General features: G+C 74.6%; 18 protein-coding genes and 1 pseudogene. 15 read left to right on the top strand and 4 right to left on the bottom strand.

The features are described from left to right. Nucleotides 1-73: 73 nt before the first annotated feature. The 4 genes from BLS43_RS02745 (at nt 74) to BLS43_RS02730 (ending at nt 7014) form a co-directional block, all read left to right on the top strand. The gene (locus BLS43_RS02745) at nt 74-5230 is read left to right on the top strand and encodes a nitrate- and nitrite sensing domain-containing protein (protein ID WP_176921141.1); all 5157 of its coding nucleotides are present in this window, start codon (nt 74-76) and stop codon (nt 5228-5230) included. Nucleotides 5231-5258: 28 nt separating this feature from the next. Continuing rightward, nucleotides 5259-5681, top strand: a complete 423-nt coding sequence (locus BLS43_RS02740; RefSeq protein WP_037048693.1) for a roadblock/LC7 domain-containing protein — start codon at nt 5259-5261, stop codon at nt 5679-5681. A gap of 72 nt (nt 5682-5753) precedes the next feature. Then, nucleotides 5754-6392 carry a DUF742 domain-containing protein gene (locus tag BLS43_RS02735; protein WP_093076251.1) on the top strand — a complete coding sequence of 213 codons (639 nt, stop codon included), beginning with the start codon at nt 5754-5756 and terminating at the stop codon, nt 6390-6392. Between the two features lie 19 nt (nt 6393-6411). Further along, entirely contained in the window at nt 6412-7014 is a 603-nt protein-coding gene (locus BLS43_RS02730; RefSeq protein ID WP_093077348.1) for a GTP-binding protein, read from the top strand. Nucleotides 7015-7080: 66 nt separating this feature from the next. Here the strand turns inward: BLS43_RS02730 and BLS43_RS02725 are convergent, their stop codons facing one another. Next, nucleotides 7081-9309: a helicase-associated domain-containing protein gene (locus BLS43_RS02725; RefSeq protein ID WP_093076248.1), complete on the bottom strand. Its 2229-nt coding sequence runs from the start codon at nt 9307-9309 to the stop codon at nt 7081-7083. 746 nt (nt 9310-10055) lie between these two features. Here BLS43_RS02725 and BLS43_RS02720 point away from each other — a divergent pair. Both BLS43_RS02720 and BLS43_RS02715 read left to right on the top strand, forming a co-directional pair. Beyond that, entirely contained in the window at nt 10056-10235 is a 180-nt protein-coding gene (locus tag BLS43_RS02720; RefSeq protein ID WP_093077345.1) for a hypothetical protein, read from the top strand. After that, nucleotides 10235-10816, top strand: a complete 582-nt coding sequence (locus BLS43_RS02715; protein WP_093076245.1) for a nucleotidyltransferase family protein — start codon at nt 10235-10237, stop codon at nt 10814-10816. The genes BLS43_RS02720 and BLS43_RS02715 overlap by 1 nt, the downstream gene beginning before the upstream one ends. A gap of 61 nt (nt 10817-10877) precedes the next feature. Here BLS43_RS02715 and BLS43_RS02710 read toward each other — a convergent pair whose 3' ends face one another. Next, nucleotides 10878-11492: a LysM peptidoglycan-binding domain-containing protein gene (locus BLS43_RS02710; RefSeq protein ID WP_093076242.1), complete on the bottom strand. Its 615-nt coding sequence runs from the start codon at nt 11490-11492 to the stop codon at nt 10878-10880. Nucleotides 11493-11892: 400 nt separating this feature from the next. On the opposite strand from BLS43_RS02710, the gene moaC reads away from it, so the two are divergent. Together moaC and BLS43_RS31595 are read left to right on the top strand one after the other, a co-directional pair. Then, nucleotides 11893-12378: a cyclic pyranopterin monophosphate synthase MoaC gene (gene moaC, locus BLS43_RS02705; RefSeq protein ID WP_218129691.1), complete on the top strand. Its 486-nt coding sequence runs from the start codon at nt 11893-11895 to the stop codon at nt 12376-12378. Next, nucleotides 12371-13263: pseudogene (locus BLS43_RS31595) on the top strand (molybdenum cofactor biosynthesis protein MoaE). The gene moaC and the pseudogene BLS43_RS31595 overlap by 8 nt, the downstream one beginning before the upstream one ends. Nucleotides 13264-13315: 52 nt before the next feature. On the opposite strand, the gene BLS43_RS02690 reads toward BLS43_RS31595, so the two are convergent. Next, entirely contained in the window at nt 13316-13870 is a 555-nt protein-coding gene (locus BLS43_RS02690; protein WP_093076230.1) for a LysM peptidoglycan-binding domain-containing protein, read from the bottom strand. Nucleotides 13871-14392: 522 nt separating this feature from the next. Here BLS43_RS02690 and BLS43_RS02685 point away from each other — a divergent pair. The 7 genes from BLS43_RS02685 to BLS43_RS02655 all read left to right on the top strand — a co-directional run bounded on the left by BLS43_RS02685 (nt 14393) and on the right by BLS43_RS02655 (nt 21908). Beyond that, nucleotides 14393-15274, top strand: a complete 882-nt coding sequence (locus BLS43_RS02685; RefSeq protein ID WP_093076227.1) for an AAA family ATPase — start codon at nt 14393-14395, stop codon at nt 15272-15274. 2 nt (nt 15275-15276) lie between these two features. After that, nucleotides 15277-16446 carry a vWA domain-containing protein gene (locus tag BLS43_RS02680; protein ID WP_093076224.1) on the top strand — a complete coding sequence of 390 codons (1170 nt, stop codon included), beginning with the start codon at nt 15277-15279 and terminating at the stop codon, nt 16444-16446. A gap of 9 nt (nt 16447-16455) precedes the next feature. Further along, entirely contained in the window at nt 16456-17568 is a 1113-nt protein-coding gene (locus tag BLS43_RS02675; protein WP_093076221.1) for an XdhC family protein, read from the top strand. A 258-nt stretch (nt 17569-17826) separates the two neighbouring features. Next, nucleotides 17827-19098, top strand: coding sequence for an iron-containing alcohol dehydrogenase (locus BLS43_RS02670; protein WP_218129690.1), 1272 nt, complete (start codon nt 17827-17829; stop codon nt 19096-19098). Nucleotides 19099-19108: 10 nt separating this feature from the next. After that, complete coding sequence (locus BLS43_RS02665; RefSeq protein ID WP_093076218.1) at nt 19109-20467, top strand: MadS family sensor histidine kinase; 1359 nt, start codon at nt 19109-19111, stop codon at nt 20465-20467. A gap of 164 nt (nt 20468-20631) precedes the next feature. Next, a complete protein-coding gene (locus BLS43_RS02660; RefSeq protein ID WP_237198149.1) occupies nt 20632-21228 on the top strand; it encodes a MadR family response regulator transcription factor in 597 nt (198 codons plus the stop codon). A gap of 65 nt (nt 21229-21293) precedes the next feature. Then, nucleotides 21294-21908, top strand: a complete 615-nt coding sequence (locus BLS43_RS02655) for a hypothetical protein (protein ID WP_093076216.1) — start codon at nt 21294-21296, stop codon at nt 21906-21908. Here BLS43_RS02655 and BLS43_RS02650 read toward each other — a convergent pair. Beyond that, nucleotides 21895-22575 carry a hypothetical protein gene (locus tag BLS43_RS02650; RefSeq protein WP_093076213.1) on the bottom strand — a complete coding sequence of 227 codons (681 nt, stop codon included), beginning with the start codon at nt 22573-22575 and terminating at the stop codon, nt 21895-21897. The genes BLS43_RS02655 and BLS43_RS02650 overlap by 14 nt on opposite strands. Between the last annotated feature and the right edge of the window lie 70 nt (nt 22576-22645).

Raw genomic sequence — 22645 nt, 5'->3', positions numbered from 1 at the left:
TGCACATGGGGCGCGAATCGTCGGTCGGGCGTGTCAGGGTCGGAGCCGCCAGCCACATCAGGGAGACGTTGACGTGACCAGCACCGAACGCGACCCCGCGTGGTCGGAGCGGCTGAACCCCCGCAACTGGAGCCTCGCCGCCAAGCTCGTGGCCGTCGGCCTCGTGCCCACGGTGCTCGCGCTCGTGCTGGGTGTGCTCCGGATCTCCGACCAGGCCGGGGTCGCCGCCCAGCTCGGCGAGGACAACCGACTGCTCGACATCCGGGCGGGGGTGAGCGAGACCTCGCAGCTGCTGCAGGCCGAGCGGAACGCCGCGGTCCTTTTCGTCGCCGGCGGGCGCCAGGGCGACCGCGGAGCGCTCGACCAGGCCGTCGCGGCGAGCGACGCGTCACTGGACCGGGTGCGCAGCGCGATCGCGGCCCCCGACCTGCTGGACGCGTCGAGCACCACGGCCCTGCAGAACGCCGAGGGCGGGTTCACCCAGCTCCCGGTGCTGCGCTCGGAGGCGGGCAACTCGCTCGTCAGCACGGACGACGTGCGGAGCCGCTACACCTCGATCATCGAGCGTGCGGGCGTGCTCGAACGCGCCCTGATCCGGCAGGCCGCCACCGCGGACGGCGCGGGGCTGGGCGATGCGCTCACCGCCACGTCCGAGGCGCGGGAGGCCCTGGCCCTGCAGCACACCACGCTCGCGGGGGCCATCGTCGCGGGTGAGCTGCGAGAACCGGACCGGATCGTGGTCACGGGCACCGACGCGGCGTTCACCTCGGCCTTCGCCGACTACCAGGTCGCGCTCACCCCGGACCAGCTCGGCGACTACGGCAACTTCGCCACCGACGCGGCGAACGTCGAGCGCGAGCGGCTGAAGACCGCGATCATGGCCACGCCGGCGGGCAGGCCCGTCACCGCCGACCTCGCGGCCTGGGACACGGCCTACGCGAACTCGGTCGCCGTGGTGGACCGCGCCGCCCAGGGGGTCGGTGGCGAGCTGGACGCCACGAGCATCGCCGCGCAGGAGAACGCGGGCAACCAGGCGGGCGTCAACTCCGTGATCCTGATGCTGGGCGTGCTGCTCGGCATCGCGATCATCGTCCTGCTCGCCCGCAGCCTGATCCGCTCCCTGCGGATCCTGCGCCGCTCCGCGCTCGACGTGGCGGAGCGCAAGCTCCCCGCCGCCGTCGAGAGCATGCGCTCGGGCCAGCCGCTGAACGCGATGGTCGAGCCGGTGCCGCTCACGGGCCGGGACGAGGTCGGCCAGGTGGCCCGCGCGTTCGACGCCGTGCACGGCCAGGCCATCCGCCTCGCCGCCGACCAGGCCGCCCTGCAGTCGAACGTGTCCAACATGTTCGTCAACCTCTCCCGCCGGTCGCAGGCGCTCGTCGAGCGCCAGCTGCAGCTGATCGAGCAGCTGGAGAGCAACGAGCAGGACCCGGACCAGCTGTCGAACCTCTTCCAGCTGGACCACCTCGCCACCCGTATGCGGCGCAACTCCGAGAACCTGCTGGTCCTCGCGGGTACCGACCTCACGAAGCGGAACGTCGCCCCGGTCCCGGTGGTGGACGTGCTGCGGGCCGCGGTGTCGGAGATCGAGCAGTACCAGCGCGTCGTCGTGCAGCCGCCGCCCGTGGCGACGGTCGCGGGCCGCGCGGCGTCCGACCTCGTCCACCTGCTGGCCGAGCTGCTCGACAACGCCACGAACTTCTCCCCGCCGGACTCCCAGGTCGTCATGAGCACGACCCGGGCGAACGACGGCTCGCTGTTCGTCGAGATCGCGGACCGCGGCGTTGGCATGGCCGACCACGAGCTGTCCGAGGCGAACCAGCGGCTGAGCCAGCCCGCCGCGGTCGACGTGTCGGCCTCCCGCCGGATGGGTCTGTTCGTGGTCGGTCGCCTGGCGAACCGCCACGGGCTCGGCGTCCGGCTGGGCGGCGGAGTCTCCGGTGGCACCGGCGGCGGTCTGACGGCATCGGTGGCCGTCCCGGCGAACCTCGTCCCCACGGCCGAGCCGGTGGACCGGCGGCCCGCGCGGGCCGGCGCGACCGCGCGTGTGGCCCCGGCCGCGGCCTTCGGCGGCGCCCCGGCACTGCCCGCGTCCGCGCCATCCGCGCCGTCCGCGCCGTCCGGTTCGCCGAGCCTGCCCGAGCAGCGCCCGTCGACCGGCAACGGTCGCTCGCTGTCCTCGCTGGTGGCGGGGGACGACGGCCCGATGAGCCCGGCCCCCGCCTTCGGCGCGGGTCGCCCGCCCACACCTCCGGTCAACGGCAACGGGGCCCCCGGGCGGCGGCCCGCTCCCGTCCCCCCGGAGGAGGGCGACGAGGCCGCGCAGGCTTCGCGGCCCGCCGGCCCCGAGCGCGGCCCGTGGCCGGTGGAGAGCCTGCGCAGGCCCCCGACCGGTGACCCGGCGCCGCCCACGAACGGCACCCCGACCGCGGTGCCGTCGGCCTTCACCGGCCCCGCCGAGCTGCCCAAGCGCACCCCGCGCGGGGTCAACGGCACGCCGCGCGGCGCGGAGACCGCGGAGCCTGCGGAGTCCGAGGGTCCGGCCCCGACCGGTCGGGCCGCGGGTCTCGCCGCGGGCGCGGCCGGCCTCGCCGGCGCCTCGGCCCTGCGGCGCGGTAGGGACGAGGGCGCCCACACCCCGGAGACGCCCGACACCGCGGACGCCACCGCCGATCCGGAGACCGCGGCCGCCGCGGAGTTCGACTCCGGCGAGAGCGAGCACACCACACGGTTCCCCTCGGAGCTGCCGAGGCGCGAGGCCGGCCCGAGCGGTGCGCGCAGCGGCGAGGGCGCGTCCGCCCTCGACGAGGGCACCTCCCCGCGGGAGACCGGCGGGCTGCCGACCCGGCGCCCCGGCTCCTCGGCCGGAGCAGGGTCGGCCACCGGCCCCACGACCGGGGCCACGGCGTTCGGCACGGGCGCCGCGGGCACGGGCGTGTCGAAGACCGCGGACGCGGCCGAGGACGGCACGCCTCCGGCGGGCGCCCCTGCCGCGGCGGCGGAGTCGACCGGTGCGCAGGCGAGCCTGGGCCGGCCGCGTTCCGCGGAGCCGTCCGAGAAGGACACGGACGGCGCGGAGGCGGGCGGCGACCCGTCCACCGTCGACTCGGCCGACACCGACTCGGGCCGTGCGCACGACCTGCTCGGAGGCGGTCGGGACTCGTCCGGCGGCGACTCCTCCGAGAGCGCGGACTCGGCCCTCGACTCCGCCCGGCCCGGGCCGGACACCGACTCGACCCGGGCGGGCGACTCGACCCGGGCCGCCGGCGCGGGTGCGCTGGGCGCGGCCGCACTGGGTGCGGCCGCCCTCGGCGGTGCCGCGCTCGGTCGGGGCGAGCGCACGGACTCGACCGACTCCGAGCGGCCCGGCTCCGAGCGGCCCGGCTCCGAGCGTCTCGGCTCCGAGCGGCCCGCTGCCGAGCAGCCGGCGGCCGAGCGGCCGGACACCGAGCGGCCGGACACCGAGCGGTCGGACACCGAGCGGTCGGACACCGAGCGGTCGGCTGCCGAGCAGCCCGGTACCGGTTTCCCGCAGCGCAGGCCGCTGTCGCCGGGCAGGCCCGCCGACCGGCGGCCCGCGCTCGGCTCGCCCGGCGGGCTGCTACCCGGGCGCGGCGCGGAGGAGCCCTCCACCGGCCGCCTGAGCGGTCCTCCCGCACCGCGGGAGAACCCGCCGATCGGACCGGCGGGACTGCCTCAGCGCACGCCCCGCCGCCCCCGTCAGGCGCCGACCGGAGGGACGGACGGCCTGTTCGCCGCCTCCACCCCCGGGGACACCCAGACGACCGGTCAGCTCCGGCGCCCGGGCGGCTTCGAGTCCCGGCGGCCCAGCCGGGCCGCCGACCCGGCGCCCGACACCGCGGCCGAGGCGTTCGGCGCCGGCCCGACCGACACCGGCGCGACCACGTCCACCCCGAGCTCCACGGCTCCCGGCCCGGCGCGGAACGGTGCCGGGTCGCGCGGTGACGAGTCGCGTGGTGGGGACGACGGCACCGACACCACGACGGGGTCCGCCGGCAGCGACTCGGCAGACGACACGCGGGCCGAGAGCACCGGCGCGGAGCACGCCGTCGACCGGCGCCCCGGCACCGACCGTCCCGAGCCCGCGCAGGGCGAGAGCGGTCGACCCGAGACCAGCCGACCCGACACGTCTCGGCCCGACCCGAGCCGACCCGAGACCGGCGCCGCGGGCCTGCCGCTGCGCACCCCCGGCGCGAACCGGGGAGCCCGCCCGTACGGCACGAGCCCTACCGGCGAGTCGGCCCCGACCGGACGGTCGTCGACCGCCCCCGGGCAGGGCGACACGGGCCCCACCGGCACGGAACGGAACGGCCTGCCCGCATCGGCTCCGAACGGCACCGTCCCCAACGGCACCGGTCCGAACGGCACCGTCCCCAACGGCACCGGTCCGAACGGCACTGACCAGAACGGCACCGGCCAGAACGGCCAGGGCGGTCCGGTCCGACTGGGCGAGGGACCCCGCCCGACGGACGACGGCCGCAGGCGGCCCACGCCGTTCAGCGCCCCCGCCCCGTTCGCGGGCGGTGCCTTCGGCGGCCCCGCGGGTCGCCCGCCGCAGGCCCCCCGTCCGAACGGACCCACTCCGTACGGCCCGACCCCGAACGGAAACGGCCACATCGGGAACGGACATGCCGGGAACGGGGCGGCAGCCCGGCCCGGCCCGGCCGGACCGCCGCAGCGACCGGCTCGGCCCCAACCCCCCGCGGACGACGCGGGGCTGCCGGGCAGCACGGGCGCAGGCCCCGCCCCGAGCAGGCCGTCCGGGTTCGACCTGGGCCAGACCACGCCGATCTTCGAGGAGATCGCGTCGGCCTGGTTCCGATCCAACGGAGACGTCCCGGTCCGCTGGGCGGAGGACGGCTCGGCGGCTCCGGAGGAGCCCGCACAGCCCCCGGTGTTCGCCACCGCCGCGGACGAGGGCTGGCGGGTCGCGGACGCGACGGCGCAGGCCACGGCTGCGGAGTCGGACAAGCAGGCCGAGACCACGGACGCGGGCCTGCCCAAGCGCAGGCCCCGCGCGCGGCTCGTCCCGGGCAACGCGGCAGGATCCGCGGTACTGGCCCCGCCGTCGGGACCGGCCCGCAACGCCGAGGCCATCCGTGGTCGGCTCGCGAGCTACCAGCAGGGGGTCCGGCAGGGCCGGGAGAGCAGGCTGCGCAGCAGGTCCGCCCCGGGCCCGAACGAGCAGCAGAACGAGGAGAACCGATGATCCGGCAGCAGCGCAAGGAGGCCGCGGCGTGACCGCACCACAGACTCAGCCCAGCCGGTTCGGATGGCTGGTCACCAACTTCGCGGAGAAGGTCCCCGGGGTCGCCCACGCGATCGTCGTCTCCGCCGACGGGCTGCTGCTCACGGCGTCCGACCGGCTCCCCCGCGACCGTGCCGACCAGCTCGCCGCGGTGGCGTCCGGGCTGGTCAGCCTGACCCAGGGCGCGGCCCGCTGCTTCGACGCGGGCGGCGTCGTGCAGACCGTGGTGGAGATGGACCGCGGGATCGTCCTGCTCATGTCCATCAGCGACGGCTCGTGCCTGGCCGTGCTCGCGTCCCCGAGCTGCGACATCGGCCTGATCGGCTACGAGATGACGCTGCTGGTCGACCGGGTCGGCCAGCTGCTCACCCCGGAGCTGCGGGCCGAGCTGCAGGGCTCCTTCGGGCCCTGAGCGCGCGCCGACCCCGCTCGCGAGAGCATGTCCATCCGTCCGACGAACGACCGGCGAGGCAGGTGAGATCCGATGACCAGCGGTCCCGACGACGCGTCCCAGCGTCCCCAGGAGCCGACGTTCGCGGACGTGATGAACGGCTTCAGCCTCGACGCGAAGCGGCCCCGCAGACGCAAGCGGTGGGGCAGGCGTCGCGACGAGGACGAGCAGGGTCGATTCGACCAGGCTCCCCCGACCCCGCCGCCGTTCCCGGCGGCGCCCGGCGCGCCCCCGTCGGGTGCGGACGCGTCGTTCGCGGGCTCGGGCTACGGCACGTACGAGACCGGCCCCATCGAGCCCATCCGGGACGAGATGCTCGTCGCCCCCGCCGCCGGGGCGGCCGCCGTCCGGCCCTACGCGTGGACCCGGGGCCGCACGAAGGCGAACTTCGACCTCGCCATCGAGACCCTGGTCTCGACGAGCCCGCAGGGCCGTGAGCAGCTCGGGCTCCTGCAGATGGAGCACCGCTCCGTCGCCGATCTCTGCGACCAGCCCCGGTCGGTCGCCGAGATCGCCGCGCTGCTGGCCATCCCGCTCGGCGTCGCCCGGGTGCTGCTCGGCGACATGGCCGGGCTCGGCGTGGTGACCGTGCACCAGACCGCGAGCAGCACCGGCACCGAGCCGGATCTCGCACTGATGGAAAGGGTGTTGAGTGGACTCCGTCGGCTCTAGCTTCCCCGGCGGGCCCGCGATGGCCCGCCCGCCCCAGCCCGCGCCCGTCCACCGGCCGGGCCCCACCACCATCTCGGCGAAGATCGTGGTGGCGGGCGGTTTCGGCGTCGGCAAGACCACGTTCGTCGGCTCGGTGTCGGAGATCGACCCGCTGACGACCGAGGCCGTGATGACCGAGGCGAGCGCCGGTCACGACGACCTGAGCGCCACGCCGAACAAGCAGACCACCACGGTGGCCATGGACTTCGGCCGTGTCTCGCTGGACTCGGACCTGATCCTGTACCTGTTCGGGACGCCCGGCCAGCACCGCTTCTGGTTCATGTGGGACGACCTCGTGCGCGGCGCCATCGGCGCGGTCGTGCTGGTCGACACCCGCAGGCTGGCGGACTGCTTCTCGGCCATCGACTTCTTCGAGGACCGCAACCTGCCCTACGTCGTGGGGCTGAACGCCTTCGACGGCCTGCAGCAGCACCGCGTCGAGGACGTCCGCGAGGCCATGTCGATCGACCCCAGCGTCCCGATCATCACGTGCGACGCCCGCCAGCGCGAGAGCACGAAGAACGCGCTCATCGCCCTGGTCCAGCACGCGATGCAGGCCCGCATGGCGGCCGGAGCCCGCTGACCGTCGCAGTGTGGAGCCACCACTGTCGTTCGGGGGCCCGAAACGACAGTGGTGGCCCCACACTGCCTAGTCGGTGACCATCGCGATCTTCGTGATGCGGTGCAGCGGGAGGCGGTGCAGCTCGCCGTCGACCGCGTCCCGGCCCTCGACCACGCCGCCGCCGACGCTGACCGGGGTCAACACCCGCTCGCCCTGCACGCCGTGCCCGTCGACGTAGCCGATCCAGACCCGCTGTCGCGCCCGGACGGCCTGCTGGAGCGTCGCGAGGGTGTGCGTGGACCCCAGCCGCTCCCCCGCCCCGCGCCGGGCGGCGACCAGCGCGTCCCCGGCCCGCATCTTGGCGACGACGGCGTCGAGCCGTTCACCGGACGGGTCCGGCACCGACAGCCGGGCCCGCGGACCCCGCGGGTCGGTGCGGGCCCCGCGCGGCCCGAGATCGAGCACCCCGCCCGTGGCGTCCTCCGCGGCGGGTGAGAAGCCTGCGGAACGCAGCCCGTCGAGCACCTCGGCGAGCGGTGCGACGCTCACCGCCACGGTCGGTGCGATCCGGCGCAGCTCCAGGCCCGCCACCTCCGGGTTCGCCAGGACCTCGGAGAGCAGGACCTCGTCGTCCGACCGCAGGAACGAGGACGCGACGCCGCCGCGCAGCCTGCCGTGCCTGCGCCCGACGTCGTCGATCAGGTAGGTCAGCGCCTGCGGGATGGGCGTGGACGAACGTTCGGCCAGCAGGTCGGCGAGGTCGGTGGCGGAGCGGCCCGCGTCCAGCGCCCGGCGCACGCTGGCCTCGGTGAACCGGTAGACCGTCGCCCCGCCCGCGGACTCGACGTCCGCCATCAGCCGCAGCTCGCGAGCCAGCCACGGCACCAACGGGCCGGGCGCCACGGCGGTGAGGTCGGCCTGCACCAGCACCGTCTCGACCGGCTCGGGGAGCACCGCCCGCAGCGCCGCGACGACCGGGGTGGTGTCCGGGGTCTCCAGCAGGGCCCGGCCGGGCGCGGACACGGCGTCGAGCGCCACGACCCCGAGCACGGTGCCCTCGGCGAGGGTCCACTGCACGATCTCGTCCCGCAACCGCCCGCCGCGCCGCGGCGCGAGCCAGGCCAGCAGCTCGGCCAGGTCCTCGGGGCGGCGCACCGCGGTGCCGGGCGGGAAGCCGGCGAGGGCTTCCAGGACCCGGCGGCGGTCCCGGGGGGCGAGCGGACGGCGCAGCACCTCCGACAGCGCGTTGATCGGGCGGTCCTGGTCGTCCCGGCGCCCCACGAGCCCGGGCAGCCGCGGCAGCTCCAGCCAGGCCCGCGCGAGGGTCGTCCAGCGCTGCTCGGGCCCGCCCGCGGCCCAGACGTCCGCGGTGGTCGTCGGCATCCAGTCGGGGTGGGGACCGTCGCCCTCCCCCACCAGGTCCGCCGCGAGGGCCAGCTCGACGATCAGGGCGGCACCCGCCTCGTCGGTCTCGAGCTCGCGCGCGGCCCGTTTGAGATCGCGGACACCCAGCCCGCCGGAACGCAGCACGGGCGGCGGGGCGCTGCCCCACAGCTCGATGAGCCGCTCCATGCGGCGGAGGAACTCCAGGGCCGCGCCACCCGCGGTGCCGTCGACCTGCGCGGCGGGCCAGGTCTTCGTGTCCGGGGTGGGCGCCGTCGCGGCGATCTCGCCCAGCGGGCGGTCGCCGCGCATCGCGATCCCGACCTGCTGCGGCAGCTCGACGGTCTCCGAGTCCACCCGGATCAGCAGCCCCTTGGCGAGCAGCCGCCCGACCGGGCTCTCCGGATCGGTGGCCGAGCGGCTGCGCCCGATCGGCGGTCCCGCGACCAGCGCGGCGAGCACCCGGGTCTCCTCCTCCGGCAGGGCCGCGAGCAGTGCGGGCAGCTCGCTCGACGCCGCGGGCCCGCCCGCACGGCGGCCGAGGTTGCCGGGGAAGGCGGGCACGACGTCCCGGGCGGCGGGTACGAGCCGCAGTTCGTCCTCCGCGTCCCAGACCAGCGCGCGCTCGCGCAGGAGCGCCAGCGAGGCGTCCAGGGCGGCTGCGGGCACGTCGGGGCCCAGCAGGGCGGCGACCTCGTCACGCCCGACGGGGGTGTGGTCGGCGTCGGCGACCACGAGCGCCTCGAGGACGGCCAGGGTGACCGTGTCCAGCTCGTCGCAGACCCGGTGCACCGACGCCCGGACGCCCGCGCGGGTGGCGAGCACCGAGAGGTCGGCGGGCGGCGGCACGGCGAGGTCCGGCCGCAGCCGCAGCAGCCCGGCGAGCATCTCGTCGTCCTGGGCACGCAGCCAGTCGACCAACGGGAGGGACATCCCCTCCACGGTAGGCCGTGTTTCCCGCTCCGGTGATGTCGGCCTCAGCGATCCGCTCACACCCACCCCGACGGTCGGTCACGCGAGCGCGCTCCCGCGGCGTCCTGCGCGAGCGTCACACGAGCGCAGCGACGGGAGCGCTCCTGTCACGCCCACCGCTCGTGATCCTTCTCAGCGTCACCGGAGCGCAGCGGCGAGTGCGCTCCCGTCACGCTCAGATGGATCACACAGCGGCACCCGGTGACACCCACACGAGCGTCACAGGAGCGCACCACCGGCAGCGTTCCCGCCACACCCACCGCGCGTGATCCATCCGAGCGTCACTGAAACGCAGCGGCGAGTGCGCTCCCGTCACGCTCAGATGGATCACACAGCGGCACCCGGTGACACCCACACGAGCGTCACAGGAGCGCGATCCCACCACCGCCGCCCCGACTGCGAGCGTCACAGGAGCGCACCACCGGCAGCGCTCCCGCCACACCCACCGCGAGCGTCACGGGAGCGCAGCGCAGAGAGCGCTCCTGTGACACCCACCGCGCGTGATCCCTGCGAGCGTCACGGGAGCGCAGTGGCGAGTGCGCTCCCGTCACACCCACCGCGCGTGATCGATCTGAGTGTCACCGGAGCACAGCGGCGAGTGCGCCCGCGTCACGCTGGGAAGGATCACGCCGCCGACCCCGTCCCACGCGTCTGCTCCATCAGGGATACTGGGGGCGGCAGTACGACAGCACACTGTGGAGGACCCCGTGGCGAAGCCGCTCAAGGCCGGCCGGATCGACCCGAACTGGCCGGACCTGCCCGAGGGCGAGCACCCGCTCACCGAGCTCCTGGGCGCCGTGCAGGGCAACATGTCACCGTTCGGGGACATCGAGTTCCCGCTGGACAAGGTGCCCTACGAGCACCCGGTCACCGAGATCAACAAGTAGTGACGGCGGGGGGTCTCCTGCTCGCGGCCGGCGCCGGGCGCCGGATGGGCGGGCCGAAGGCCCTCGTCGAGCTCGGCGGCGAACCCCTGGTCCGTCGGGCGCTGCGCGTGCTCGAGGCGGGGGGCTGCGGGCCCCTGACGGTCGTCGTCGGGGCGGAGGCGCAGCGCGCCGCCGCGCTCGTGGGTGACCGGGCGCGGGTCGTCGTCGCCGAGGACTGGGCCGAGGGCATGGGCGCGTCCCTGCGCGCGGGCCTCGCCGCGGTCGCCGACGGGGCGCAGGACGCGGTCGTGGTCCATCTCGTGGACCTGCCGGGCGTCACCCCCGAGGCCGTCGCCCGGCTGGCTGCGCTGGGCTCTCCGAGCGCGCTCGCGCGGGCCGCGTACGCGGGTGTGCCCGCGCACCCCGTCCTGCTGGGCCGCACGCATTGGGCTGCGGTCGCCGCGCAGGCCCACGGCGACCAGGGCGCCCGCGCCTATCTGAAGGCGCACCCCGTCACGCTGGTGGAGTGCGGCGACGTGGCGTCACCGGAGGACGTCGACACCCCCGAGGCCCTGGCCGAGGTGAACCTCGACACGAGGTGAGGTCCGGACGGGGGGCGGACGGCGCGCCGGATCTCCCGACACGCCGCCCTCGCGATCACGCTCAGACAGCGAGCAGCTGCCCGGGCTTGATGATGTTCGGGTTGCCCGCGAGCGACGGGTTCTTCGCCAGCAGGTCCTTCCAGGTCGCCAGTCCGTGCGCCTTGGCGATCCTGCCCAGGGTGTCGCCCGGCTGGACCGTGTAGGTGCCGGCCGCGGGTGCGCTGAGGTACTGGCGCGCCGGGGAGCGCACCGGCTCGGCGGCGGGCGCGGGAGCGGGCGCGTCGCGCAGGGTCACCGGCTGACCGGTCAGGCCCATCTTCTTGGAGCAGGAGGGCCAGGCGCCCCAGCCCTGGCCCGCCAGGACCTTCTCCGCGACGACGATCTGCTCCTCGCGGGTGGCCTGGTGGGCGACGGGCGCGAACGCCGCGCCGCCGAAGGCCCGCCAGGTCGACGGCGTGAACTGTAGACCACCGGAGAAGCCGTTCCCGGTGTTGATCGCCCAGTTCCCGCTGCTCTCGCACTGGGCGAGCCGGTCCCAGGCGGAGTCGGGCGCGGCGTTCGCCGCGGGCGCGACGGCCACCAGCGGGATACCGGCGACGGCACCGGCGACAGCGGTGCGCGCGATCGTGCGACCGGCCGTGGACGGCCTGCGGTGCCTTCCGCGATAACGAGCCATGGCGCGTTCTCTCCCGCGGCGCAGCCGGACTCTCATCACGTCGGCGGTGGGTGGCCGCCTCGTCCGTTCCCTGTCCCGCTCGTGCTTCGGGGACCGGTTCCGCCGGACAGGGAGTGCGCCGCGGTTCCGGGGTCCGTCGGCAATGGGGGAGTCCGACGAGCCGACGGGGACGGTACGACCCGCCGGCGTGCAGGCAAAGCAGGGGCTCCGCCGTGTCCCATGATCGACTTCAATCGAACCGTGATCTGTGGTAGCGGCCGTTGTCGCTGGTCATGGCCTCGTATCACGGAACGGATACGGTCCGAATCGGAAAGGAAACGGTTGTATCGACGTGATTCAGATCACACACGAGAGTGGCCCGCGCCACGCTCCCGCGAGCGGTCCACGTAGGGTCTCGGACGTGGAACTGACCCATGTCGACGCGTCCGGGGCGGCGCGCATGGTCGACGTCTCGGAGAAGGTCGCGACCGCGCGCACCGCGGTGGCCACGGGGGTCTTCCGGACCACCGCGGAGGTGCTGGACCTGCTGCGGCGGGACGGCCTGCCGAAGGGCGACGCGCTCGCCACCGCCCGCATCGCCGGGATCATGGGCGCCAAGCGCACCCCCGATCTCGTGCCGCTCTGCCACCCCATCGCGCTCTCCGGCGTCACCCTGGACCTCGAGCCGGGCGAGGCGGAGGTGCGGATCACGGCCACGGCGCGCACCACCGACCGCACGGGCGTGGAGATGGAGGCGCTCACCGCCGTCGCGGTGGCCGGACTGACCCTGCACGACATGGTCAAGGCCGTGGACCCGGCCTCGACGCTCGACGCGGTGCGCGTCGAGCGCAAGGAGGGCGGCAAGACGGGGCTGTGGCTCAGGCACGAGGACGGACAGGGTGACTAGCGCCCACGTCGTGACCGCGTCGAACCGCGCCGCCCAGGGCGTCTATCCCGACCGCGGCGGGCCGATCATCGTGGAGTGGTTGCGCGCCAAGGGCTATGAGACCCCGGACTCCACAGTGGTGCCGGACGGCGAGCCCGTCGGTGCCGCGATCCGGGCGGCCGTGGAGGCCGGGGCGGCGGTCGTGATCACGACCGGCGGCACCGGGATCTCCCCGACCGACGCCACACCCGAGGTCACCCGCGCCCTGCTGGACTACGAGATCCCGGGCCTGGCGGACGCGATCCGCGCCCACGGGGCCCCGACGGTGCCGACCGCGGTGCTCTCCCGCGGGGTGAGCGGCGTGTGCGGCCGCACCCTCGTGGTCAACCTGCCCGGCTCGACGGGCGGAGTGAAGGACGGCCTGGCCGTGCTCGACCCGATCCTGGACCACGCCGTGGACCAGCTCCATGGAGGTGACCACACATGAAGGTGCTGCGGGCCGTCGTGACCGACGAGCCGCTCGACGTCGACGAGCACGCCCGGCTGGTCGACGACCCGGCGGCCGGCGCGGTCGTCACGTTCGCCGGCGTGGTCCGCGACCACGACGGCGGGCGGTCGGTGCAGGGACTGGAGTACAGCGCCCACCCGACCGCGGGCGCCGTGGTGGCCGAGGTGGCGGCGGAGGTCGCACGCCGGGCACAGGGCGTGCGCGCGATCGCCGTGAGCCACCGGGTCGGCCCGCTCGCGATCGGGGATGTCGCCCTGGCCTGCGCGGTGGCGGCCGATCACCGACAGGAGGCGTTCGCCACCTGCTCCGAGCTGGTCGAAGAGGTCAAACGACTGCTGCCGGTGTGGAAGCACCAGGCCTTCAGCGACGGCACCGACGAGTGGGTCAACTCGACCTGAGACCGTTCGAGCGGCACGAGCGCCATCCGGTGGCGCTCGTGCCCGAACGGGGTCAGACCTTCAGCGCCTGACCGACCGCGATCACGTTGACGTTCCCGATCCCGTTGTCGGCGGCGATCTTGGCGACCGTGGTGCCGTGGGCGGCCGCGATCCTGCCCAGCGTGTCGCCCGCCTTGACGACGTAGTTGCCGCCTGCCGCGGGGGCCGCGGCGACCGGAGCGGGCGCCGAGGCGCGGACGGTGCTCGTGGCGCCGCTGGTGTCCGCGGCCTGGCCACGGACGCCGGCCTTGCGGGAGCAGGAGGGCCAGGCGTTCCAGCCCTGCTTGGCCAGCACCCGCTCGGCGACGGCGATCTGCTGGGACTTGCTCGCCTGGTGCGGCATGCCGCTGCCGCCGAAGGCCCGCCAGGTCGTGGCGTTGAACTGCAGGCCACCGTAGTAGCCGTTGCCGGTGTTGATCGCCCAGTTGCCACCGCTCTCGCACTGTGCGAGCGCGTCCCACGCGGAGACGGGGGCGGCGTTCGCGGTGCCCGAGAGGGCCAGGGGGACGCCGGCCACGACGGCACCGGCGACGGCGAGGCGAGCGAGACTTCGACCGGTCTTGGACATGGTGGAACTCCGTATCGCGACCGCGGAGTGGGGACTCCGCTGCTCGAGGAATCCGGATCGGGGGCCTGGGGAGAACCCGCGGGGGACCACATCCGTGTCATTCACAGATGGGGACCTTTTCAATCCGGAAATACTTCCTCGCCCCGCCACCTTCCTTTTCTCTCGACGGACCGGAAACCGCGTGACGGGGGCGCCTTCGCGACGGTTCCGGATGCATTTCGGCCGCCCCGGTGGAACGGCCGATCGAGGACGCTACGTTTCGAACAGTCGCCCGGGTCAAACCTGGTTGCCGTGACGTCTGTCACGGTAACGATATCGACGGCTCGTCGATAACTGGATATCCCCTGGTCAGCGAACCACGATCACGGAACTATCACGGTCCGATGAATAGCACCGAACCGGAAATATTGTCGGTCCGCTCACAACCGATCCGCAACGCTGCGTGACGATCGAATGGACGCTGCGTGATGGGCCTCGTCACCGGAGGTGGCTAGGCCGGCAGGCGTAGTCCATTCTGGGGAGGTGAGCACTCCCGCCTACCCCGAGTCCCCCGACGCTCTCGCCGCCGCCCTGCGCGAGACGGGGTACCTCGCGGACGACGGTCTGGCGACCGCCGCCTACCTCGCCTTGGCGATGCACCGTCCGCTCTTCTGCGAGGGCGAGCCCGGCACCGGCAAGACCGCCCTCGCCCAGGCCCTCGCCCAGGTGCTCGGGGCCGAGCTCATCCGGCTGCAGTGCCACGACGGCATCGACTCCTCCCAGGCCCTCTACGACTGGGACTTCCCCCGCCAGCTGCTGCACCTGCGCACGATGGAGGCCGCGGGCTCCTTCGACGCCACCGCGGTGGAGGCCTCGCTCTACGACGACCGCTTCCTTCTGGCCCGTCCCATCCTGCGGGCCCTGCGCACGTCCCCCTCCGTCCTGCTCGTCGACGAGATCGACCGGGCGGACGACGAGTTCGAGGCCTTCCTCCTCGAGGTGCTCTCCGAGCACGCGGTGACCATCCCCGAGCTCGGCGAGGTCCGGGCCGCGGTGCCGCCGGTCGTCGTGCTGACCAGCAACCGCACCCGCGAGGTGCACGACGCGCTGAAGCGCCGCTGCCTCTACCTCTGGCTGGACCACCCGGACGTCGCGCGCGAGATCGAGATCCTGCGCAGCAGGCTGCCCGGAGTGCCCGAGCGGTTGGCCCAGCAGGTCGCCCAGGCCGCGCACCGGCTGCGGCAGACCGACCTGATCAAGCCCCCCGGCGTCGCGGAGTCCCTGGACTGGGCGCGGGCGCTGCAGCTGGTCGGCGCGCGCAGCCTGGACGTGGACAGCGCGGCCCGCACGCTCGGCGCGGTCCTGAAGTACCGCGAGGACGCCGACCGGGTGAAGGACCGCCTCGAGTCCCTGCTGGCGTCCTGACGATGCCGTCTCCCCTGCCACCGGGTCTGCCGCCGCCCGCGGAGACCCTGGTCCGAGACCCCGATCCGTTCCCGGGGCTCGTCGGGTTCACCGCCGCGCTGCGGGCCGCCGGGGTCCCGATGACCACGGACCGGGTCGCCGCCTTCACCGAGGCGCTGGACGCACTGGACGTCACCGACCGGATGCAGACGTACTGGGCCGGTCGGCTCACCCTGTGCAGCGATCCGGACGACATCAGTCGGTACGACGCCGCGTTCGCCGCCTGGTTCGACCCGCGCCAGGGCCCGTCCCCGCCCCGCCCGGACGCCCCGGCCGCCCCGCCGCCGACGCTCACCTCGCTGCTCCCCACCCGGGACAGCCGTGAGGGGGACGACGAGGAGGAGCGCGAGCAGGAGATCCTCAAGGCCACCGCCACCGGCTCCGAGGTGCTGCGCACACGGGACCTCGGTGAGCTCAGCCCGCTCGAGCGCGAGCACCTGCGCCGGCTGCTGCAGCTGCTGCGGCCCGATCCCCCGACCCGGCCGTCGCGGCGTCTCGCGTCCGCCCGGCACGGTCGCCCGGACCCGGGGCGGACGCTGCGCGCGGCGCTGCGCAACCACGGCGAGCTCGGCGAGCTCCGCCGCCGCGCGCCGACCCGGCGCCCGCGCAAGGTCGTGCTGCTCCTGGACGTCTCCGGCTCCATGGAGCCCTACGCGGACGCGCTGCTGCGCTTCGCCCACGTCGTCGTGCGGCGGTCGCCGAGCAGCACGGAGGCCTTCACCCTCGGCACCCGGCTGACCCGGGTGACCCGGGAGCTGCGCCAGCGCGACCCCGAGCGGGCCCTGCAGGCCGCGGCCGAGGCGATCCCCGACTGGTCGGGCGGCACCCGGCTCGGCGAGGTGATCGGGGCGTTCGTCGACCGCTGGGGTCGGCGCGGCGCCGCGCGGCGGGCGATCGTGGTGATCTTCTCCGACGGGTGGGAACGTGGGGAGACGGACCTGCTCGGCACCCAGGTCGGGCGGCTCGCCCGACTCGCCCACCGGGTCGTGTGGGTCAACCCGCACGTGGGCAAGGAGGGCTACGCGCCCGTCCAGGGCGGAATAGTCGCCGTCCTGCCTTACTTGGACGAACTGCTCGCCGGGCACAGCCTGGAGACGCTGGAACGCCTGCTCGACGTGGTGCGGGCATCGTGAGGGAGACACATGCGTGACGTCGTCGACCAGCTCGAGGGCTGGTGGAAGAACGGGGAGCGGGCCGCGCTCGCCACAGTGGTGGCGACCTTCCGCTCGGCACCGCGGCAGCCGGGGGCCTCGATGCTCGTCGGCCCCGGCGGGGAGGCGGTCGGCAGCGTGTCCGGCGGCTGCGTCGAGGGTGCGGTCTACGAGCTGGGCCAGGAGGTGCTCGGCGACCGGCGGCCGGTGCTGCAGCGCTACGGCGTGTCGGACGACGACGCGTTCGCCGTGGGCCTGACCTGCGGCGGGATCCTGGACGTCTACGTCGAGGAGGTCTCCCCCGAGGCCTACCCCGAGTTCGGCCGGGTCGCCGAGGCCATCCGCGACGAGACGCCGGTCGCGGTCGTCACCGTGGTGTCGGGGCCCACCGAGAAGCTGGGCAAGCGGCTGATCGTGTGGGAGGACCGCGTCGAGGGCACGACCGGGTCCGATCGGCTCGACGGCGCCGCCACCGACGACGCGCGGGGCCTGCTGGCCTCGGGCCGCAACGCGACCATCACCTACGGCGTCGACGGCCAGCGCCGCGGCGAGGGCCTGATGGTGTTCGTCGAGTCCTTCGCCCCGCCGCCCCGCATGATCGTGTTCGGCGCGATCGACTTCGCCGCCGCCGTCGCGAAGATGGGGAACTTCCTGGGCTACCGGGTCACCGTCTGCGACGCCCGCCCGGTGTTCGCCACGGCCAGCCGCTTCCCGGGTGCGAACGAGGTCGTGGTCGAGTGGCCGCACCGCTACCTGGCCAAGGAGGCCGAGGAGGGCCGGATCGACGGGCGCACGGTACTGACCGTGCTCACCCACGACCCGAAGTTCGACGTCCCGCTGCTCGAGGTCGCGCTGCGCCTGCCCGAGGTGGCCTACATCGGCGCCATGGGGAGCAGGCGCACCCACGAGGACCGGCTGGAGCGGCTGCGCGAGATCGGCATCACGGACGCGGAGATCGCGCGCATGTCCAGCCCCATCGGCCTGGACCTGGGGGCCCGCACCCCGGAGGAGACGGCGGTGTCCATCGCCGCCGAGATGATCGCCCAGCACTGGGGCGGCGCGGGCACCCGCCTCGCCGAGCGGGACGGGCCGATCCACGTTTAGCGGCTGCGCCGCCCGTGCGTGGTAAGTGGTGCCAGAGCACCACTTACCACGCACGACCTCACCGTTCGACTAGGGCGGCCCGTCCGTCTCGGCGGTCCGCCGCGCCGTCCGCGCGACTACCGTCGACGGATCGACGAGGAGGTCTCCCATGCCCCACGCCGCCCGAGGGTGCCGGTGATGGCCCACCGAGGCGCGCTCGCTCCCGCTATCCGGCGTAACGTGGCTCACACGAGGTCGGCTGAGGTGCGGGAGGGCGGCGTGGCCCCCAGCGAGGCGTGTCGACGGGCCGGGGACACGGTTCTCGTCGACGAGATCGAGCGCGAGCCCGATCTCACCGTGCACACCGGCGGCGGGTGCGGCGCCCCACCGCCCTCGACCAACCCGCGCGTCTCGAAGTTCCACGCGCCCGAGATCGTGTTCGGCCCGGACTCGCTCAAGGAGGCCGCGCACGCGGCGTTGCGACTCGGCGCGCGGCGGCCGTTCGTCGTGACCGACCCGGGGGTCTTCGAGGCCGGTTGGCCGGTCGAGCTGCTCGGCCACCTGCGCGAGGCGGGGCTGGCCCCGAGGTTGTGGACGGACGTCACCCCGAACCCGAAGGACCACGAGATCGAGGCCGGCTACCACGAGTACGTGGCCTCGGGCTGCGACGTGGTGATGGGGCTGGGCGGCGGGTCGGTCATCGACGCGGCCAAGGGCGTGGCCCTGCTCGCCAGCAACGGCGGCCGGATCCTCGACTACGAGGGCATCGACCGGATCGCTCACCCCATCCCGCCGTTGATCATGATGCCGTCCACGTCCGGGACCGGCGCGGACGTCTCGCAGTTCTGCATCGTCACCGACACCGAGCGACACACCAAGATCACGATCATGGGCCGGGCGCTGGTCCCGGACGTCTCGGTCATCGACCCACGCCTACTGGTCACCATGCCCGAGTGGCTCAACGCCGCGACCGGGCTCGACGCGCTGACCCACGGCATCGAGGCCTTCGTCTCCCTCGCCCACGGCCCGCTGACCGACCACCACGCCCTGCAGGCCGTCTCGCTGGTCAACGAACACCTCGCGCACACCATGCTCCGGCCGGACGACCGGCGGGCCCGCCAGGCCATGGCCCAGGCCGCGCTGGAGGCCGGGCTCGCCTTCACGAACGCGATCCTCGGCGCGACGCACGCCATGTCCCACCAGGTCGGCGGCATGCTCGACCTGCCGCACGGGGTGGTCAACGGGGTCCTGCTGCCGCACGTCGTGCGGTTCAACGGCGTCACCACCCCCGAGCGATTCGTGCCGATCGCGCAGGCGATGGGGCTCGCCGGGCCCGGCGTGCCGGGGGACGAGGCGGTGGACATGGTCGCCGCCGCGATCCGCAAGCTCGGCGACGAGGTCGGGGTGCCCGCCGGGCTCGGCGCGCTCGGCGTGACCGAGGCGGACATCCCGCGGCTGGCCGTGCTGACCCTCGGCGACGCCTGCCTCACGACGAACCCGCGGCCCGCGGACGTCGACCAGGTGGCGACGCTGTTCCGAGCGGCCCTGTGAGGCGGACGCCGTGACGTCCGCCGCCTGGCCCCCGAAACGGACCGAGCCGCCGTCCGGCCGCTCCTGGCCGGGGCCGGACCTCGACGCGCTGACCGGCCTGCGCTCGGGCAAACCGTCGTTCTACCCGGAGTACCGGGTGTCGGCCGTCCGGCTGCGTCGGGTCATCCTCGCGCTCGAGGGGATCTCCGGGGCACTCATCCGCACGATGGAGGGCTCGGAGGCGCTCGTGCGCGCCGTCGTCGAGGCCGCCGCCGATCACCTCTCCGCGGACTGGGTGGCGTTCGCCCTGGTCGACGGCCGGTTGGCGGACGCGCAGCCCCGCTACCTCGTGCTCGGCCCGGACGGCGAGGAGTGGACCGACCTGGGCCTCATCCCGGAGAACGTCGCCACGCACGTCGCCGCCGTCCGGGGCGGACACGACCATCCCGAGCACGACCGGGACACCGCCCGCCGCCACCTGCACGTCCCGGTGCGGCTGGACAGCCGGATCGTCGGCGGTTTCGTCGCGTGGACCCCGCGCGAGCGGGAGATCGACGACACCGACCTGTCCGTGATGCGCATCCTCGCCTCGCAGACGGCGTCCGCCCTGCAGAACTGCGCCCTGCTCGACCGGTCCGAGAAGCTCTACGCCCGCACCGCCCGGCAGGCCGCGGACCTCAAGTCCCGCAACGCCGAGCTCCAGTCCACACAGGAACAGCTGGGCGCCGCGCGCCAGCGCGAGGTGCTGGACAGCGAACGGCACCGCATCGCCCGCGAGCTGCACGACTCGGTGACCCAGTACGCGTTGTCCGCGGGGATGCACATCGAGATGGTGCGCGGCGAGATCACGGAGCCGCGGCTGCTCGAGCACCTCGACACCGCCAAGGACCTGACGAAGCGGGCCGTCGAGCAGCTGCGCTCGGCGATCTACGCGCTGAACCACCACGAGAGCGCCGACCAGGACCTGCCGGCGATGCTGCGCCAGCTCACCACCGTCCACATGCCGGACGAGCTGCGCATCGACGTCCGGATCGGCGGCGAGCCGGTGCCGCTGCCCGCCGACCAGGAGCAGTCGCTGTTCCGGATCGCGGGCGAGGCGCTGTTCAACACGGCGATGCACGCGGAGGCCTCCCGGGCCTCGATCCGCCTGGCCTACCGGGCGGGCGCGGTCCGGCTGACCGTCTCCGACGACGGCCGGGGCAGGCCCGAGGAGGTGCGGCGCAGCCTCAAGGAGTCCGCGCTGCGGCCCTCGGGCGAACACCGCGGCCTGGTCAACATGCAGACCAGGGCGGCGGAGATGGGCGGGGCGGTCACGTTCCGCAGAGCCCGGATGGGCGGGTTGCAGGTGCAGGTCGACGTGCCTGTGGCCGGAAAGGAGCACGCACGATGAACACGGTGCGATCAGCGCCCGGAGGCGGACTGCGGTCGGCGCCCACGGGCGGAGTGCGACCGGCGCCCCCGAACGGGGCGCGCACGGCGGTGCCCCAGGGGCCCGGGCCGCAACGGGCCCGCCCGGTGCCGGTGCGGATCGTGCTGGTGGACGACCACTCGATCATGCGTCAAGGCCTGCGCGCGGTGCTGGAGCGCGAGGAGGACCTGCGCGTCGTCGGCGAGGCGGGCACCCCCAAGGACGCCGTCGCCGCCGTGGCCGCGACCCGCCCGCACGTCGTGCTGCTGGACCTCAAGCTCACCTCCGGCCCGCAGACCGACGGGCTCGACGTCTGCCGCTCGCTCTGCGCCGCCCACCCCGGCATCGGGGTGCTCGTGCTGACCACGTTCGCCGAGGACCGGCTCGTCGTGGAGGCCGTGCAGGCGGGGGCGCGCGGCTACGTCGTCAAGGACGTCGACACGACCGAGCTGGTCCGCGCCATCCGCGCGGTCTCCCGCGGCGAGTCCGCGTTCGACGCCCGCAGCGCCAGCGCCATGGTCCGGTCGCTGTCCGGCGGGGTCCCCGACCGCGAGCGGCTCACCGAGCGCGAGCTCGACGTGCTCCGCCTGCTGGCCCGCGGCCTGTCCAACCGCGCGATCGGCGCCGAGCTGTTCATCTCGGAGACCACGGTGAAGTTCCACGTGGGCAACCTGATGCGCAAGCTCATGGTCAGCCGCCGCGCCGAAGCCGTCTACGCCGCCACCAAGCTCGGCCTCCTGTAGGGAGACGTCGGACTCGCCACGCGAGTCGGACATCGGTGCGGGGCGGGAGCTGGTAGGAACCGCGCATGCGGGTGTATGCGGAGCGGCCGGGGCGGTTCGGGGTGCAGGTGGTCGCGGACCTGCTGGCCGTGGGCTGGACGGCGGCGTGGATCTGGTTGGCCGCGACGGCGCACGACCTGCTGCTCACGCTGCAGTCGCCGGGACGGACGTTGGTGCAGGCCGGGGACTCGGTGTCCGGGGCCTTCGACGGGGCGGCGCGGGGGGTCGGGAACGTGCCGCTCGTCGGGGAGCAGCTCGCGGGCGCCTTCGCCCCGGGCACCGACGCGGGCCGCTCCCTGACCGCGGCCGGGCAGCAGCTGATCGACACGGTCGCGAACGTCGCGACGGGGGCGGCGATCCTCGTCGGGCTGATCGGGGTGTTGCCGGTGCTGTCGATCTGGCTGCCGCTGCGGATCCGCTACGCACGCATAGCGACCGCCACCGCGGCGGCCCGCGCGCGGGGTCTCGACCAGCTGGCGTTGCGGGCGCTCGTCCTGCGGCGGATCCCGGGAGACGGGGTGGACCCGGCCACGGCGTGGCGCGAGGGCGACCCGGACGCCGTCGCCGAGCTGGCATCGATCGAGCTGCGGGCCGCGGGCATGCGCGGCCCGCGGGTCCCGCTGCGCTTCAGCGCCCAGTAGCAGAAGGTCGGCGCCCGGTCGGGCGCACGAGCAGCGTGATACCCGCGACCAGCGCGAACACCGGGAACACCAGGGAGCTGCTGTAGGGCAGGCCGAGCCCGAGGGTGGCGGCGAGCGAGAGCGTGCCGAGCACGAGCGCCACGATTCCCACCGGCGCGGGCAGCAGCGAGCCGCGCAGGGCGAGCATCCCGGCACACGACATCACCCCGAGCGCGGGGAGGTAGGCGCCGGTGGACATCTGGTCGGCGAGCACCGCGGCGGTGGCGCTGGCCTCGGTGGAGTAGAGGCTCTGGTCCATGGCGCCCGGGGCCCCGCCCGCGGCGACGTAGCGCATGAGGACGCCGATCGACGTCGTCGCGAGCAGGGCGATCGAGGACCACCGCAGCGCCTCGGCCCAGCCGCCGCGCTCCCCCGCCCGGCGCACCAGGCCGAGCGTGAAGGCGGTCGTCGCGATCACCGCGACCAGGCCGAGCCCGCCCCCGATCCGGATCATCAGTTCGGGGTTCATGGCTTCGACGAGCTCGGCGCTGCTCTTGATCCGCTGGTCGGCGAAGGTGCCCTCGCCCTGGGCGAGGACGGCACCGGAGCCGCCCGCGGCGAGGGCGGCGACGATCCCGGCGGCGCCGGTCGCGCGGTCGCGGGTGGGGGTGGTGAGTGCGGTGGTCATGGTGTTCTCCCTGGTCGACGGTGTGCGACCAGGCTCACGGAACCGGACATTCCACCCCAGGGCGGCACCC

The organism is Pseudonocardia oroxyli (assembly GCF_900102195.1).
Lineage (GTDB): Bacteria > Actinomycetota > Actinomycetes > Mycobacteriales > Pseudonocardiaceae > Pseudonocardia > Pseudonocardia oroxyli.
This window is presented reverse-complemented; position numbering and strand designations above follow the sequence as displayed.

Excerpts from the sequence above, each read along its gene's own strand:
- BLS43_RS02735 (WP_093076251.1), top strand. The coding sequence starts at position 5,754 with ATGACCAGCGGTCCCGACGACGCGTCCCAGCGTCCCCAGGAGCCGACG.
- BLS43_RS02730 (WP_093077348.1), top strand. The coding sequence starts at position 6,412 with ATGGCCCGCCCGCCCCAGCCCGCGCCCGTCCACCGGCCGGGCCCCACC.
- BLS43_RS02725 (WP_093076248.1), bottom strand. The coding sequence starts at position 9,309 with ATGTCCCTCCCGTTGGTCGACTGGCTGCGTGCCCAGGACGACGAGATG.
- BLS43_RS02710 (WP_093076242.1), bottom strand. The coding sequence starts at position 11,492 with ATGGCTCGTTATCGCGGAAGGCACCGCAGGCCGTCCACGGCCGGTCGC.
- BLS43_RS02690 (WP_093076230.1), bottom strand. The coding sequence starts at position 13,870 with ATGTCCAAGACCGGTCGAAGTCTCGCTCGCCTCGCCGTCGCCGGTGCC.
- BLS43_RS02680 (WP_093076224.1), top strand. The coding sequence starts at position 15,277 with ATGCCGTCTCCCCTGCCACCGGGTCTGCCGCCGCCCGCGGAGACCCTG.
- BLS43_RS02675 (WP_093076221.1), top strand. The coding sequence starts at position 16,456 with ATGCGTGACGTCGTCGACCAGCTCGAGGGCTGGTGGAAGAACGGGGAG.
- BLS43_RS02660 (WP_237198149.1), top strand. The coding sequence starts at position 20,632 with ATGCGTCAAGGCCTGCGCGCGGTGCTGGAGCGCGAGGAGGACCTGCGC.
- BLS43_RS02655 (WP_093076216.1), top strand. The coding sequence starts at position 21,294 with ATGCGGGTGTATGCGGAGCGGCCGGGGCGGTTCGGGGTGCAGGTGGTC.
- BLS43_RS02650 (WP_093076213.1), bottom strand. The coding sequence starts at position 22,575 with ATGACCACCGCACTCACCACCCCCACCCGCGACCGCGCGACCGGCGCC.